Annotated in this window: 16 protein-coding genes; 15 read left to right on the top strand and 1 reads right to left on the bottom strand. The window is 61.1% G+C overall.

Going from position 1 to position 14,895, the window contains the following annotated elements; all coding sequences use genetic code 11:
- The first annotated feature begins 41 nt into the window (after window positions 1-41).
- Window positions 42-350 (top strand): 30S ribosomal protein S10, encoded by a 309-nt coding sequence (gene rpsJ, locus NBH09_RS00480; RefSeq protein WP_022094184.1) that lies wholly within the window; start codon window positions 42-44, stop codon window positions 348-350.
- Window positions 351-466: 116 nt separating this feature from the next.
- Here the strand turns inward: rpsJ and NBH09_RS00485 are convergent, their stop codons facing one another.
- Window positions 467-1,243, bottom strand: coding sequence for a biotin--[acetyl-CoA-carboxylase] ligase (locus NBH09_RS00485; RefSeq protein ID WP_250786756.1), 777 nt, complete (start codon window positions 1,241-1,243; stop codon window positions 467-469).
- 176 nt (window positions 1,244-1,419) lie between these two features.
- Between NBH09_RS00485 and NBH09_RS00490 the strand changes: the two genes are divergently transcribed.
- The 14 genes from NBH09_RS00490 (at window position 1,420) to rplC (ending at window position 14,887) form a co-directional block, all read left to right on the top strand.
- Window positions 1,420-2,379 carry a 3-oxoacyl-ACP synthase III family protein gene (locus tag NBH09_RS00490; RefSeq protein ID WP_055309399.1) on the top strand — a complete coding sequence of 320 codons (960 nt, stop codon included), beginning with the start codon at window positions 1,420-1,422 and terminating at the stop codon, window positions 2,377-2,379.
- A 51-nt stretch (window positions 2,380-2,430) separates the two neighbouring features.
- Window positions 2,431-2,667: an acyl carrier protein gene (locus NBH09_RS00495; protein WP_006235019.1), complete on the top strand. Its 237-nt coding sequence runs from the start codon at window positions 2,431-2,433 to the stop codon at window positions 2,665-2,667.
- A gap of 2 nt (window positions 2,668-2,669) precedes the next feature.
- On the top strand, window positions 2,670-3,614 hold the full coding sequence (fabK, locus tag NBH09_RS00500; RefSeq protein WP_117563768.1) for an enoyl-[acyl-carrier-protein] reductase FabK: 945 nt from the start codon (window positions 2,670-2,672) through the stop codon (window positions 3,612-3,614).
- Window positions 3,602-4,528, top strand: a complete 927-nt coding sequence (locus tag NBH09_RS00505; RefSeq protein WP_117757103.1) for an ACP S-malonyltransferase — start codon at window positions 3,602-3,604, stop codon at window positions 4,526-4,528. The genes fabK and NBH09_RS00505 overlap by 13 nt, the downstream gene beginning before the upstream one ends.
- A 30-nt stretch (window positions 4,529-4,558) precedes the next feature.
- Entirely contained in the window at window positions 4,559-5,332 is a 774-nt protein-coding gene (gene fabG, locus NBH09_RS00510; RefSeq protein WP_089572490.1) for a 3-oxoacyl-[acyl-carrier-protein] reductase, read from the top strand.
- Between the two features lie 39 nt (window positions 5,333-5,371).
- Window positions 5,372-6,619, top strand: a complete 1,248-nt coding sequence (gene fabF / locus NBH09_RS00515; protein WP_117563765.1) for a beta-ketoacyl-ACP synthase II — start codon at window positions 5,372-5,374, stop codon at window positions 6,617-6,619.
- A 3-nt stretch (window positions 6,620-6,622) separates the two neighbouring features.
- Entirely contained in the window at window positions 6,623-7,096 is a 474-nt protein-coding gene (gene accB / locus NBH09_RS00520) for an acetyl-CoA carboxylase biotin carboxyl carrier protein (protein WP_117629227.1), read from the top strand.
- 9 nt (window positions 7,097-7,105) lie between these two features.
- Window positions 7,106-7,528 carry a 3-hydroxyacyl-ACP dehydratase FabZ gene (gene fabZ / locus NBH09_RS00525; RefSeq protein ID WP_099432064.1) on the top strand — a complete coding sequence of 141 codons (423 nt, stop codon included), beginning with the start codon at window positions 7,106-7,108 and terminating at the stop codon, window positions 7,526-7,528.
- Between the two features lie 10 nt (window positions 7,529-7,538).
- Window positions 7,539-8,882, top strand: a complete 1,344-nt coding sequence (locus tag NBH09_RS00530) for an acetyl-CoA carboxylase biotin carboxylase subunit (protein ID WP_250786757.1) — start codon at window positions 7,539-7,541, stop codon at window positions 8,880-8,882.
- Entirely contained in the window at window positions 8,869-10,593 is a 1,725-nt protein-coding gene (gene accD, locus NBH09_RS00535) for an acetyl-CoA carboxylase, carboxyltransferase subunit beta (protein ID WP_250786758.1), read from the top strand. Before NBH09_RS00530 ends, accD begins: the two co-directional genes overlap by 14 nt.
- A 40-nt stretch (window positions 10,594-10,633) precedes the next feature.
- The gene (locus NBH09_RS00540) at window positions 10,634-11,848 is read left to right on the top strand and encodes a PTS sugar transporter subunit IIC (RefSeq protein WP_250786759.1); all 1,215 of its coding nucleotides are present in this window, start codon (window positions 10,634-10,636) and stop codon (window positions 11,846-11,848) included.
- A 149-nt stretch (window positions 11,849-11,997) separates the two neighbouring features.
- The gene (locus NBH09_RS00545) at window positions 11,998-13,152 is read left to right on the top strand and encodes a cation diffusion facilitator family transporter (protein ID WP_250786760.1); all 1,155 of its coding nucleotides are present in this window, start codon (window positions 11,998-12,000) and stop codon (window positions 13,150-13,152) included.
- A gap of 39 nt (window positions 13,153-13,191) precedes the next feature.
- Complete coding sequence (locus NBH09_RS00550) at window positions 13,192-13,818, top strand: histidine phosphatase family protein (RefSeq protein ID WP_250786761.1); 627 nt, start codon at window positions 13,192-13,194, stop codon at window positions 13,816-13,818.
- Window positions 13,819-14,266: 448 nt separating this feature from the next.
- Entirely contained in the window at window positions 14,267-14,887 is a 621-nt protein-coding gene (rplC, locus tag NBH09_RS00555; protein WP_035137484.1) for a 50S ribosomal protein L3, read from the top strand.
- The last annotated feature ends 8 nt before the right edge of the window (window positions 14,888-14,895 follow it).

Consider the following 14,895-nt stretch of genomic DNA (forward strand, 5'->3'; position numbering starts at 1 on the left):
AATCCTGCGAGAACACCTCTCGCACTCTTTGGAGGTTTAAGTTGGCTACCCAGAAGATCCGCATTCGCCTCAAGGGCTATGATCACGAGGTCGTCGATCAGTCCGCGAAGCTCATCGTCGAGACCGCTCAGAAGACCGGCGCTCGCGTTTCCGGTCCTGTCCCCCTGCCCACCGAGCGCAACCTGTACACGGTTATCCGCTCGCCGCACGTGAACAAGGACTCCCGTGAGCAGTTCGAGATGCGCACCCACAAGCGCCTCATCGACATCCTCGACCCCACCTCGGGCACCGTTGATTCGCTCATGCGTCTCGACCTCCCCGCTGGCGTCGACATCGACATCAAGCTCTAAGCGATATCGCTCATAGCTTATAGAGCCCCGCTGCCATCTTGGTAGCGGGGCTCTTTTGTTTTGAGTTTAGATTTTGGGATAGCGAATTCGTCTGCCGAGCTGATGGCTGCGGCGCCCTATTCGCTCAGGGGGCGCAAGGACGCTTCTTCGAAGTGGAAGACGCACAAGCCGCTCTCGGTCTCAATGCTTGCGCGGCCGCAATCGTCGACCGTTCTAAATATGCCGCGTGCCAGCTCGTCTCCAGCGGGGGAGCGGGCGATAACGTGCTCCCCAATCCAATTGAGGTGTGCGACATATTCGTCGTGGACGGGCGCGAGCGGTCCGGCGTTTTCTTCCATGGCGTTGAGGCGCTCTGCCCAGGTATCTACAGCGTCTATAACTGCGTGATAGACCTCATCGAGGAGCATGTCGACGGCGGGAACGCTCTCGTTGAGGTCCGAGAGGCCAATTGCCGCCAGGCCGCCATCGGGCACCTCTTGGGGCGTGTAGTTTACGTTGACACCAATGCCGCAGACGGCGAAAGGTTTGCCTTCGTTATCGCGTACGGCCTCGACCAGAATGCCGCCGAGCTTGCGTCCTCGCGCGACCAGGTCGTTGGGCCACTTGAGGGCTATTTCGCTTGCAAGGCCTTGCTTTTCGAGTGCTTCGAGCACCGCTAGGCCGCTGACGGCGGCAAGACCAGAGTACTTTGCGGGATTAACGCATGGACGCAGGACAATCGAAAGCAATAGGTTGCCGGCGGTTGAATCCCACTTGTGGCCGCGCCGGCCGCGTCCTGCCGTTTGCGCGCGGGCGGCAAGTCCTGTGCCGTGCGGCGCACCCTGTTTTCCTGCCTCGAGCAGGTCATCGTTGGTCGATCCGGTTACATCGACAATCGTTAATTGGGCATCCATAGCGGCTGCTACCTCCTTATTGAATAAGTGAATGACGCAATGGTGTCGAGAGATAGACACAATGTGAAGCCTTTGTCGCATTTGGACAATTTAATGTTAACACGTCAACAAAGACTGAAATGCGTTATCCTCTCTTGGTCGATGTAAACACGTCAACAACTCAAAGGAGGTTAGTGATGGGTTTCACGATTCTTGGAACAGGTTCGGCACTTCCTGAGCGCAGTGTTTCCAATGACGAGCTGTCTGAGTTCCTCGATACCTCGGATGAGTGGATTTTTACTCGCACAGGTATCAAGAGCCGCCACGTCTGCACCACCGAGTCACTTGACGACCTTGCCGTAGCAGCGAGCGAGCGGGCACTCCAGGTGTCCGGAATCGACGCGAGCCAGCTGGATCTGATCGTCTGCTCGACGACGACGGGTGACCACCTTGTTCCCGCCGAGGCGTGTGCCGTTGCTGAGCGACTAGGCGCGACGTGCCCTGCCTTCGATGTCTCGGCGGCTTGTGCCGGCTTCGTATTTGCGCTCGATGTCGCCGAGGGCTATATCGCCCGCAGCCGTGCCGAGCGCGTGCTTGTTGTTGCTGCCGAGCAGATGACGCGCGCGCTCGAGTGGACCGACCGTGCCACCTGCGTGCTATTTGGCGATGGGGCAGGCGCCGCAGTGATTGAAGCTGGGGGAGACAACCCCCTTGCCGTTGAGCTTTCGACGGCGCCCGACGTCGAGACGTTGCGCGTTCCCGGTCTGGTCGGTACCTCGCCGTTTAAGGCTTCCGCAGATAGCGCGAGCGTGCTGTCCATGAATGGCCGCCGCGTGTTCAAGTTCGGCGTCAACGCCATCTGTGACACGGTCCATAAGCTTGCGATCGATGCGAGCATTTTGGTCGAAGACATCGATCATTTTGTATTCCATCAGGCTAACGAACGAATCCTGAGCCAGGCGGTCAAGCGTCTGGGCGTGCCGGACGAGCGTGTGGTTCGCACGTTGCGCGAGACCGGCAACATTTCGAGCGCATGCATTCCGCTTGCCCTCGACCGGCTGGCAAACGCCGGTGCACTTCACACGGGCGACACGATCGCCTTGGTTGGATTTGGCGCCGGTCTGGATATAGGTGGCTATCTGCTTCGTTGGAAGTAGTCGCACATAGGAAATAAAAACGCCCTAGGGCACAACCAAAGGAGAACTACCATGGCAGATCAGAAGACCTTCGAGCGCGTTTGCGACGTTATCCGCGAGACCGCTGGTCTTGACGACGTTGAGATGAAGCCCGAGTCCACGCTCGAGGAGATTGGTCTCGACAGCCTGGGCACCGTCGAGATCCTCGTCGCCGTCGAGGACGAGTTTGGCATCCAGCTCGATACCGAGGAGAACCCCAAGACGGTCGGCGAGTTCGCCGATACGGTCGAGGCGGCATTGGAGAAGTAGAGATGCTCAAGACTCCTCTCTGCGATTTGCTCGGAATCGAAAAGCCCGTGTTCCAGGGTGGCATGGCCTGGATTGCCGACGCCTCGTTGGCATCTGCCGTGTCCGAGGCAGGCGGCTTAGGCATTATCGCGGCCATGAACGCAGACGCCAACTGGCTGCGCGACCAGATTCATGAGCTGCGCGCCAGGACGGATAAGCCCTTTGGCGTCAACGTCATGCTCATGAGCCCGTTTGCCGACGAGGTCGCGCGGGTCGTGATTGACGAGCGGGTGCCGGTCGTCGTGACGGGTGCCGGCAATCCCACCAAGTACATGAAGGCGTGGAACGAGGCGGGCATCAAGGTCATCCCGGTCGTTGCCTCGGTGGCGCTGGCGCGTCTCGTGGCGCGTCGTGGAGCCACTGCCGTGGTTGCCGAGGGTACCGAATCAGGCGGCCATATTGGCGAGACCTCGACGATGGCACTGGTGCCACAGGTTGTCGATGCGGTCGATATTCCCGTGGTTGCGGCTGGCGGTATCGCCGATGGCCGCGGCGTGGCGGCCGCCTTTATGCTGGGCGCCGCCGGCGTGCAGGTGGGTACGCGCTTTCTGATCGCAGATGAGTGCACCGTATCGGAGCAGTACAAGGAGATGGTCCTGAAGGCCAACGACACCTCGACGCGTGCGACCGGCCGCTCGACGGGACACCCGGTGCGTGCCCTCAAGAGCCCCTTCACTAACGCCTACGCCAAGAGCGAGGCGGCGGGCGTAAGCGTCGAGGAGCTCGGGGCCATGGGCACGGGCGCCCTTCGCAAGGCCGCCAAGGACGGCAATTACGAAGAGGGCTCGTTTTTGTGTGGACAGATTGCCGGCATGGTCAACGAGCGCCAAAGTGCACGTGAAATCGTTGACGACCTAGTCGATGGCGCCGAGCACGTCCTGAAGGGTGCGTGCGCATGGGTGGCGTAGCGTTTCTGTTTGCCGGCCAGGGCGCCCAGCACCCCGCGATGGGCGTCGACCTGATCGAGGCATCGCCGGCGGCCGCCGAGGTGTTCGCCATTGTCGACGAGGTGCGCCCGGGGACCAGTGAGCAGTGCCGAAGCGCCTCCAAGGAGGAACTCTCGCAGACCGAGAACACGCAGCCGTGCGTGTTCGTTCACGATCTGGCAGCGGCTGCCGCCCTGCGTGAGCGCGGCGTGGTACCTGCCGCCTGTGCGGGTTTTTCGCTTGGCGAGGTCGCCGCGCTCACCTTTGCGGGGGCGTTCGATACGCGAGCGGGCTTTGAGCTCGTGTGCGAGCGCGCGGCGCTGATGGCCGCGGCTGCCGAGCGCCATCCGGGCGGCATGCGCGCCGTCATCAAGCTCGATGCGGCGCAAGTCGAGAACCTGGCAAAACAGGCCGGCGAGGACTGCTGGCCGGTCAACTACAACAGTCCGCAGCAGACGGTTGTTGCCGGAGCGCCCGAGGCGCTGCAGGAGCTCGACGTCCTAGTAAAAGAGGCTGGCGGCCGCGCTATGAAAGTCGCGGTGTCGGGCGCATTTCATAGCCCCTATATGGCCGAGGCGACTGAGGGGCTGGCGACGTATATCCAAGCCGGCCACGCGCCGTCACCGCTGCTGATTCCGGTCATGGCAAACATGACGGCGGCGCCCTATCCGGCGGACCCGCGAGCGGCATCGGATGTCTTGGCCAATCAGGTGAGTCATGCCGTTCGTTGGGTCGACACGCTGCATACTCTGCAGAATCAGGGCATCGACACGTTTATTGAGGTCGGCCCTGGCAAAACGCTGTCGGGCCTGGTCAAGCGTACGCTGAGCGACGTTCGCGTGTATTCGTGCGAAACGGCCGAGCAGGTCGCAGCTATTGCCGACGAGCTCGCATAGTCCACAGGGCTGTAACCCGAAAGGAATGACATGGGCAACTTGAACAACGGCGCGCTCGAGCGCAACGACTCACGTCGCGTGGCACTGGTCACGGGCGGCTCGCGGGGTATCGGCCGCGCCTGCGCTGTCGGTCTGGCGGAGGACGGCTTTGATATCGCCGTCGTCTATGCCGGCAGCGTCGATGCGGCGCGCAAGACGTGCGAAGCCTGTGAGGCGGTTGGCGCCACGGCACGCGCATATCAATGCGACGTGGCCGATCCCGCTGCCGTCAACGCGTGCGTGGAAGCGGTCCTCAACGACTTTGGTTCCATTTGGGCGCTCGTCAACAACGCCGGCATCACCCGCGATGGCCTGCTCATGCGCATGGGCGATGACGCATTCGATCGCGTGCTCGATGTCAATCTCAAGGGAACATTCAATATGACGCGCGCGCTCACCAAGACCTTTATGCGCCAGCGCGGCGGTTGCGTCGTCAACATGAGCTCGGTCGTGGGCCTGATGGGCAATGCCGGGCAAGCCAACTACGCTGCTTCCAAGGCGGGCGTGATAGGGCTTACCAAGGCGGTGGCGCGCGAGCTTGCGCCTCGTGGCGTACGAGCGAACGCGGTCGCTCCCGGGTTTGTCGAGACAGATATGACGGCAAAGCTCTCGGAGAAGGTGCGTACGGCAACCGAGGAACAGATTCCCCTTAAGCGCATGGCACGTCCCGAGGAAGTGGCCGGCGTGGTGCGCTTTTTAGCGAGCGATGCGGCTGCTTACATTACGGGCGAGGTCGTGCGCGTCGACGGCGGAATGGCGATGTAGAAACCAGGGCCGAAGAACGGCTTGGATGAGGAGACCATGATGGAACAGAGAGTTGCAATCACCGGCATCGGTGCCGTATCGCCGCTCGGCAACACCGCGCTTGCCACCTGGGCGGCCATGTGCGCCGGGACCTGTGGCATCGGCCCGATCACGCACTTTGATACCGATGCGTTTACCGTCAAGGTGGCGGCCGAAGTCAAGGGCTTTGACGGCAACGAGTACTTTGGCAAGCGCGACGCCAAGCATCTGGACCCCTGCGTTCAGTTTGCGCTGGTGGCTTCGGACGAGGCAATGCACGATGCGGGCTTTGATGCCGAAGGCGCCATCGATCGCGAGCGCCTGGGCGTTTACGTGGGGTCGGGCGTGGGCGGCATGCAGACGCTCGTCGACAACGTCCATACGATTGCCGACCGTGGGCCCCGCCGCGCATCGCCTTACATGATCGCGATGATGATCCCCAACATGGCATCGGGCAATATCGCAATCCGTCACAAGGCAAAGGGACCGACCCTGCCAGTCGTGACTGCGTGCGCGACCTCGGCCCATGCGGTGGGCGAGGCGTTCCGTGCTATTAAGCACGGCTATGCCGACGCGATCCTCGCGGGCGGTGCCGAGGCGGCCATTATCCCCGATGCTGTTGCAGGCTTTACGTCCTGCCGCGCATTGACCACCAACCCCGATCCCGCGACGGCCTGCCGCCCGTTCGACGCAGACCGCGATGGCTTTGTGATGGGTGAGGGCGCCTGCGTGCTGGTACTCGAGAGCATGGAGCATGCGCAGGCGCGCGGTGCGCACATTTATGCCGAGGTCGTGGGCTACGGCAACACCGACGATGCCTATCACATTACGAGTCCCGACCCCGATGCCGCCGGCATTGCCCGTGCGATATCGCTGGCGGTAGCCGAGGGCGACGTCAAGCCTTCCGAGGGTCTCTACATCAACGCCCACGGCACCTCGACCAAGCTCAACGATTCGTCCGAGACGACAGGCATTAAGCGGGCGCTCGGCGAGGACGCGGCACGCGCCGCACACGTCTCGTCGACCAAGTCGATGACCGGGCACATGATCGGTGCCACGGGTGCCATCGAGGTCATGGCCTGTGCCATGGCGCTCGAGCAGGGCGTGGTGCCCCCGACCATTAACTACCACACGCCCGATCCCGCCTGCGATCTTGATTACACGCCTAATCGAGCGGTTCGCGCCGACCTTACCTGGGCGCTTTCGACCAACCTGGGCTTTGGCGGGCACAACGCCGCCATCGCGCTGCGTAGATATACGAGGAGCTAGAGCATGGATTCCAAAAGACTTGCCGAGATAGCCGATGTGATGGAGGACCGCGGCCTTACGCGCGTACGTGTTGAGGAGCCCGATGGCACCGCGGTCGAACTCGAGCGCGCGAGTGTGGCGCAGCCGGTTGCCGTGCCCATGCCTATGCCGAGCGCCATGGCCGCTCAAGTTGCAGCTCCCACAGTCGCGCCTGCCGCACCGGAACCCGCCACGCAGACACCTGCCGCCGCGCCGGAGCCCAAGGGCACCGAGGTGACTGCTCCCATGGTGGGCGTCTTCTATGCTGCCCCTGCGCCGGGCGACGAGCCATTTGTGCGCGTGGGCTCCAAGGTCAAGGCCGGCGAGACCCTCTGCATCATCGAGGCCATGAAGGTTCTCAACGAGGTGACGGCCGAGGCAGACGGTGAGGTGCTCGAGATCTGCGTGGCCGACGGCGACCTCGTGGAGTTTGGCAGCTGCCTCATGAGGATCGGATAGGTGATATCCATGAACAAAGAAGAGCTCAAGAAGCTGTTGCCGCATCGCGAGCCGATGCTTTTGCTCGACGAGGCCGAGCTGGTGGGCGACGAGGCCCACGGCAAGATTACGATCACGGGCGACGAGTACTTTTTGCAGGGGCATTTTCCGGGAAACCCGGTCGTCCCCGGCGTGATTCAGTGCGAGATGCTCGCCCAGAACTGCTGCGTGCTGCTGATGGGCGATGAGGAGGCGCGCGGCGCGACGCCGTTCTACACGAGTCTGGACAAGGTTCGCTTTAAGCGTCCGGTGCGCCCGGGCGACACGGTGGATCTGGTGTGCTCCATCACGCGTGCGCGCGGGCCGTTCCGCTTTGCGACGGGTACCGCGAGCGTCAACGGTGAGGTTTGCTGCCGCGCCGATATGTCTTTTGCACTCATGCACGAAAGTTAAGGAAGGCTTCATGTTCGACAAAGTGCTCATCGCCAACCGCGGCGAAGTCGCGGTCCGTGTTATCCGCGCGTGCCGCGATATGGGCATCAAGACCGTCGCCGTTTATTCCACGGCCGATGCGGACGCGTTGCACGTGCAACTTGCCGACGAGGCGTATTGCATCGGCGGCCCGCGTCTTGCCGAGAGCTACCTCAACGACGATGCTGTGCTCACCTGTGCCGTAAAGTCGGGGGCAAAGGCGATCCATCCTGGCTACGGTTTCTTTTCCGAGAAGGCGAGCTTCGTGCGCGACTGCGACAAGTACGGTCTGGCGTTTGTCGGTCCCTCGGCCGAGGTCATCGACAGCATGGGCGACAAGGACGCCGCACGCCGAACGGCCGCTGCCGCGGGCGTGCCCATCGTGCCGGGCTGCGATTTGCTCAAAAGCCCCGAGGAGGCAACGGCCGAGGCCGAGCGCATTGGCTGTCCCGTGCTCATTAAGGCGCGTGCAGGCGGTGGCGGTCGCGGCATTCGTAAAGTCGAGCGCGTGGAAGATGCGGCAAAGGCGTTCATCGAGGCGCGTGCCGAGGGCGAGGCCGTTTTTGGCGACGGCGAGTGCTACATGGAGAAGTTCGTCGCGCCGGCGCACCACGTTGAGGTGCAGATTATGGCCGATAAGCAGGGCCATGTGTTTTCGCTCGGCGAGCGCGAGTGCTCGGTGCAGCGTCGCAACCAAAAGCTGATCGAGGAGAGCCCCGCGCCGTGTCTCGACGGACACGACGACATTCGTGCTCGCATGCACAAGGCGGCGCGTGACCTGGCTCGTGCCGTCGGCTACGAAGGAGCCGGTACCATCGAGTTCCTGTATTCGGACGACGGCAATTTCTACTTTATGGAAATGAACACGCGCTTGCAGGTGGAGCATCCGGTTACGGAGTTTGTGACCGATACCGACTTGGTCAAGTGGCAGCTGCGCGTGGCAGCCGGCCAGCCTCTGCCCTTTGAGCAGGAGGACATGCCGGTTCGCAACCACGCCATGGAGTGCCGCATCAATGCCGAAACGCCGGACTTTCTGCCGTCATGCGGAACGGTCACCGCGTTGCGCGTGCCGGGTGGTCCGCGCGTGCGCTGGGATTCCGCCATGTTTACCGGTGCGAACGTTCCGCCGTACTACGACTCCATGCTCGGCAAGCTCATCGTGTGTGCGCCCACGCGTGACGGCGCCATTCGCAAGATGCGCTCGGCCCTGGGCGAGCTCGTGATTGAGGGCGTGAGCGAAAACAGCGAGCTTCAGCTCGACGTGCTGGCAAACGACGAGTTCTTGTCGGGCATGTATCACACCGATCTGATGGGGCATCTCTATGCTGATGAATAGAAAAGCGAAGACGGTCAACGTCCTCGAGGGACCGATGACCGAGTCGTGCGCCGAGTTTCCCGCGCGCCACGTGTTTATCAAGTGCCCGGAGTGCCGCCGCGTAATCGATGAGGCACGCCTGCACGACAACCTCGAGGTCTGCCCTCGTTGCGGCAAGCACTTTCGCGTGAGCGGGCGCGACCGTATGCGCATGACGGTCGACGAGGGCACGTTTGAGGAATGGGATGCTAATCTGGCGTCGGAGGACTTCCTCTCGTTTCCCGGTTATGCCGACAAACTCAAGAGCGTGAGCGAGCGTTCGGGCGAGCGCGATGCCGTTGTGTGCGGCAGGGGCAAAATCTGCGGTTGCGATACAGCTCTCTTCTTTATGGACGCCAACTTTATGATGGGCTCGATGGGTTCCGTGGTGGGCGAGAAGATCTGTCGCACATTTGAGCGCGCGACCGAGATGGGATTGCCAGTTGTCGGCTTTACCGTTTCGGGCGGTGCGCGCATGCAAGAGGGCGTGACATCGCTTATGCAGATGGCCAAGATTTCTGCGGCGGTTAGGCGCCACAGCGAGGCGGGCGGCCTGTATATCACGGTGCTCACCGACCCCACGACTGGCGGCGTGACCGCGAGCTTTGCCATGGAGGGCGACATTATCCTGGCCGAGCCCGATGCCCTGACGGCATTTGCCGGCCCGCGCGTGATCGAGCAGAACATGCACAAGCGCCTGCCCAAGGGATTCCAGCGCTCCGAGTTTTTGCTGGAGCACGGCTTTTGCGATGCCGTTGTTCCGCGTGGCGAGATTGCGCTCACGGTAGGCGAGCTGCTGGCGCTGCACGAAGGGCACGCGCCCGGCCTGGGGGCACCGCATGAGATCGTGCATACGGGTCGCCGCGGCAAAAAGTTGGGACACTTGTTCAAGCGCTCGGCCGTACCAAAAACCGCGCTCGAGATTGTCAAGCAGACCCGCTCGGCAGATCGCGCCACGGCAGGCGAGATGATCTCGCTGGGCCTGGATGGATTTGTGGAGCTGCACGGGGACCGCTACTTTGGCGACGACGCCGCTGTGGTGGCTGGCATTGGCTGGAAAGACGGACGCCCCGTAACGGTCATCGCCATCGAACGCGGCACCACGACCAAAGAGCGCATGCGCCGCAACTTTGGTATGGCGCATCCCGAGGGCTACCGCAAGGCGCGTCGCCTTATGCGTCAGGCCGAAAAGTTTGGTCGACCGGTTCTGTGCCTGGTCGATACTTCGGGCGCGTTTTGCGGCATCGGTGCCGAGGAGCGCGGCCAGGGCGAGGCGATTGCCCAGAATCTCATGGAGATGAGCGGCCTTAAGACGCCGATTGTCTCGGTGGTGACAGGCGAGGGCGGCTCTGGTGGCGCGCTGGCGCTATCCGTGGCCGACCGCATCCTGATGCTCTCGAGCTCGGCCTATTCGGTCGTGAGTCCCGAGGCCTGCGCGTCGATCCTGTGGAAGGATACCGAGCGCGCGAATGAGGCCGCCGAGGCGCTTAAGCTCACGGCCCCCGATCTGCTGGCGCTCGGCATCATCGACGGCATTGTCGACGATAGGGGCCTGTCGCATGAGGAGATCGCCGGTGCCGTCATGTCTTCGGCATTTGATGCCTTCGATACGCTTGGGCAGCTCGACGACGCGACCCTCACAAACCTCCGCTATGAAAAGTACCGCACAATCGGTCGGTACCGCACGATGTGACAAAGGGGCAGCCCGTATGTCACATTGGGAAAGGCGTTCCATGTCACAAGTTTCTAACACCTCGTTTACAACGACGGTCTCATCAAACGCCATGGCCGTGGTGGACTATCTGTCCAAAAGCATGATGTCGGCGCTGCCCTTTATTGTCTGCGCGGCGTTGTTCCGCACCGTCGCCGTCATTATGGGCGAAGGCATGCTGGGCCTGTGGTCGGCCGATTCCGAAATCTATCGCCTGTTCTACAGTTGGCTTTATAACGCCGGCTACTACTTTTTGCCCATTTATCTTGGTTGGGCGGCCGCCCGCCAGCTCGGTTGCTCGGAGCAGCTGGGCATGATGCTGGGCGGCGTATTGATTGCGCCCGATCTGCTTAAGCTCGTCGATGCCGCATCGACGACGGGGGCATCGATGACTTCCGTGTATGGTCTGCTTCCCGCGCCGGTCAACGATTACACGACGACTGTTATTCCGGTCCTTATCTCGGTGCCTGTGCTATGGCGAGTGGAGTGTTTCTTTTCGCGCATTATCCCTAAGGCCGTGGCGTTTTCGTTCGTTCCGTTTACAACCATGCTTGTCATGGTTCCGGTTTCGCTGTGTATTACGGCGCCGGCGGGCAGCTATCTGGGCATGCTGTTGGGCCAGCTTATGTTTATGCTTGGCAATTCCGGTGGCATCGTGTCGCTGCTCACGCTCATGGGGCTTGCCGCGGGTTGGGAGTTCCTTAAGATCGCGGGCGTCAGCAACGTTGTCCTATCGCTTGCCTATGCGCAGTTTATGAGTGTGGGAACGGATTCGTGCATCTTGATCGCCGCGACGATGGCAACGTTCGCCGTTTGGGGCATGCCCTTTGGCGTGTCGCTCCGCGTTGCGGATAAGGACGAGAAGGCGCTCATGCTGGGCTATTCGATCTCGGGCGTGCTTGGCGGCGTAAGCGAGCCGTCGCTGTACGGTTGCGGCTTTAAATATGGCAGGTGCCTGACGTGCATGGCCATTGGCGGCGCCGTCGGAGGCCTTGTTGCGGCCGTGGGCCACGTTACGGCCTATACCATCGGCATGACGAATGTCCTCATGGTCATTGGCTTTGCCACGGGCGGCATCTCGAATCTGCTGTGGTGCTGTGCTGCCGGAGGTGTGGCATTTGCGGTGTCTGCGGCGCTGAGCTACTGCTTTGGCGTGGTGCCGGCGAGGGGGCAGGCGGCAGAAGACGAAGCCGATTCACCCGAAACCTCGAAGAGCGTGGTCGAAGTAAATGCGTAAACCTGTGCGACAAAGGGCGATTTCTTTGTCATGTTCCAAGGTCGTGGCCCGTGTGGGTTGCGGCCTTTTTGTATCTGTGGGGCAAAGTGGCTACACTACAATCCGTTTGAGCAATAGATATATAGGTAGTACCGTGGGGGCGGATATAGATGGTTGAGTGGATTGTTCGTCGTGCGCAGGGCGACCGTGCGCGCGTGGGCACGTTGACGGGCGTGGTGTGTATTCTCGCCAATGTTGCGCTTTGTGCTGCGAAGGGCGTAATTGGCGTGCTGTCGGGATCGGTTTCGATCGTGGCGGATGCCATGAACAACCTGTCCGATGCCAGCTCGAATATCGTGAGCGTGCTGGGCTTTAGGCTGGCGAGCAAGCCGGCCGACCCCGAGCATCCTTACGGACATGGCCGCTACGAGTATCTCTCGGGTCTGGTTGTGGCGGCGCTCGTGCTGCTTATTGGCATCGAACTGGTGAAGTCCTCGGTTGAGCGTATCGTCAACCCGGAACCTGTCGAGTTTTCGCTTGCCCTGGTGGCAGTTCTAGTGCTTTCGATGGTCGTAAAGCTGTGGATGGCGGCCCTCAACCAAAAGCTCGGTGACCGCATTGAGTCCGAGACGTTGCGTGCGACCGCTCAGGATTCCAAAAACGATGTCCTTGCCACAGGCGCCGTGTTAGCGTGCGCAATTGTTTCGCAGGTGACGCGCATCAATCTTGATGCTTGGGTCGGCCTTGCCGTTGGCGCCTATATCGGCTGGAGTGGTTTTGAGCTCATCCAGGATACGGTGAGCCCGCTTTTGGGCCAGGCGCCCGATCCCAAGCTGGTCAAACATATCCGAGACAAGATCATGAGCTACCCCGGTGTTTTGGGCGTCCACGACCTTATGGTTCACGATTATGGTCCGGGCAGGAAGTTTGCAAGTGCGCACGCCGAGATGGCGGCCGAGGCCAGCCCACTGGAAAGCCACGACACGCTCGATAACATCGAGCAGTCGTTTAGGGACGAGGACGGCATGATCGTCACGCTCCATTACGATCCCATCGTGACCGATGACCCCAAGCTGGCGAGCATGCGCCTGCGCATCAACGCAATGGCCCAGGAGATTGATAGCCGCCTTTCGATTCACGATCTGCGTTGCGTGCCGGGCCCTACGCACACCAACGTGATCTTTGACTGCGTGCGACCCTCGGATCTGCAGATGAGTGCCGAAGACGTAAAGCGCGCGCTGGCACAACGGGTCGAATCGGAATATCCCAAGTCGATTGCCAAAATTACGATCGACGAGGACTATGTCGGCCATACCCACGAGTAGGGCTGTGCCGGCAAGGTAACTGAAGCAGAAGGGGAGAGCATGAAGCGTCTCTATCTACTCCGCCACGGCCAGACGGAATTCAACGTCAAAAAGCTGGTCCAGGGCCGCTGCGATTCACCGCTGACCAGCCTGGGCCGTCAACAGGCACAGGCAGCCGCCGCGTGGCTCAAAGCCAACGGCGTCGTCCCCGACAAAGTGATCTCATCACCCTTAGGCCGAGCCATGGACACGGCAAGTCTCGTCGCATGCGAACTCCTCGGTCCGGACGCCGCTGCCGAGCCCTGCGAAGGCATCATCGAACGCTGCTACGGCTCCTTCGAAGAGGGCCCGCACGACGCGCTACCTACCGACGTCTGGGATCCCGGCGAGGATCTGGTCCCCTTCGGAGGAGAAGGAAGCCGCGCGCTGCAAGAGCGCATGGTAGACACCCTCACCAATCTCATGGGCTCCGAGGGCATCGAAACCCTCCTAGCAGTAAGCCACGGCAGCGCCAGCCGCCAATTCATCAAGGCTGCAGCCCCAGAAGGCTTCGAACTCCCAGCAAAACTCCCCAACTGCGCCATCATGATCTTCGATTTTGACGAGGAAAAGCCACAAGCAGAAGGCGAGCCAATGCAATGCAAGTTTTCCCTCCAGCAAATAGTGGACCCTCAACAAAGTAATTAGCTGAGCGAGCAAGGTTTAGCAGAAATTAACGTGTCGTCTCCCGAGCTTGGCAGAGGGGCGGCGAAATGTATTAAGTTTGTCGCGAGTTCCGCACGCAAAGGAAAGCACTTAATGTGCTTTCCGTCTTGCGCAGGACTGTAGAGCAGCAAACTTAATATATTTCGCCGCCCCTCTGCCAAGCCCAGGCGACTCCACGCACTTTACCTGCGTAAACAATGTGAGTGAAATATGAATCTCGATGGATACGCCCGCAGCCGTGTATACTAAACAGCTGTGTGTAACCAGGGGAGTATTCTGGCTGGACAAAATGCCTGCTTAATAGGGTTGTCAGGTAGTCCGGACGCAATACAAGACTGGGGAGCACGTCGTGTAAGTAGTGGTCCTCTAGGGGCGTACGCTCGGTGGTGTACGCATTGTCCCAAGACCACGCGAGAGTTGGGATCATATCTTGATCAGCATGATTCTCGGCCGCAAGATTGGCATGACCCAGGTTTGGGACGAGGACGACAACGTCGTTCCCGTCACGGTCATCCAGGCTGGCCCCTGCGCTGTCTCGCAGGTTAAAACTCAGGCAACCGACGGCTATGACGCCGTCCAGATCGGTTTCGGCGACATCAAGGCCAAGAACGTGAACAAGCCCATGGCTGGTCACTTCGCCAAGGCTGGCGTCGAGCCTGTCCGTTTCCTTCGTGAGGTCCGCGTCGAGAACGGCGAGGAGCACAAGGTCGGCGAGGTCGTCACCGTCGCTGATTTCGCTGATGTCGAGAAGGTCGACGTCATCGGTACCTCCAAGGGTAAGGGCTTCCAGGGTCGCATCAAGCGCTGGGGTCAGCGCCGCGGTCCTATGACGCATGGTTCTCACTTCCAGCGTCACCCCGGTTCTATCGGTCAGTGCGCCTATCCTGCGCGCGTCCTCAAGGGCGTCAAGATGGCCGGTCACATGGGTAACGAGCGCGTTACCGTCAAGAACCTTTCCGTTGTCCGCATCGATGCCGAGCAGAACCTCATCTTGGTCAAGGGCGCTGTCCCGGGTGCCAAGAATGGTCTCGTCGCCATCCGTATGGCCTAAGGGCCCAG

Origin of the sequence: Collinsella sp. BG-O-102 (genome assembly GCF_023656745.1) — a bacterium.
Taxonomy (GTDB): Bacteria; Actinomycetota; Coriobacteriia; order Coriobacteriales; family Coriobacteriaceae; genus Collinsella.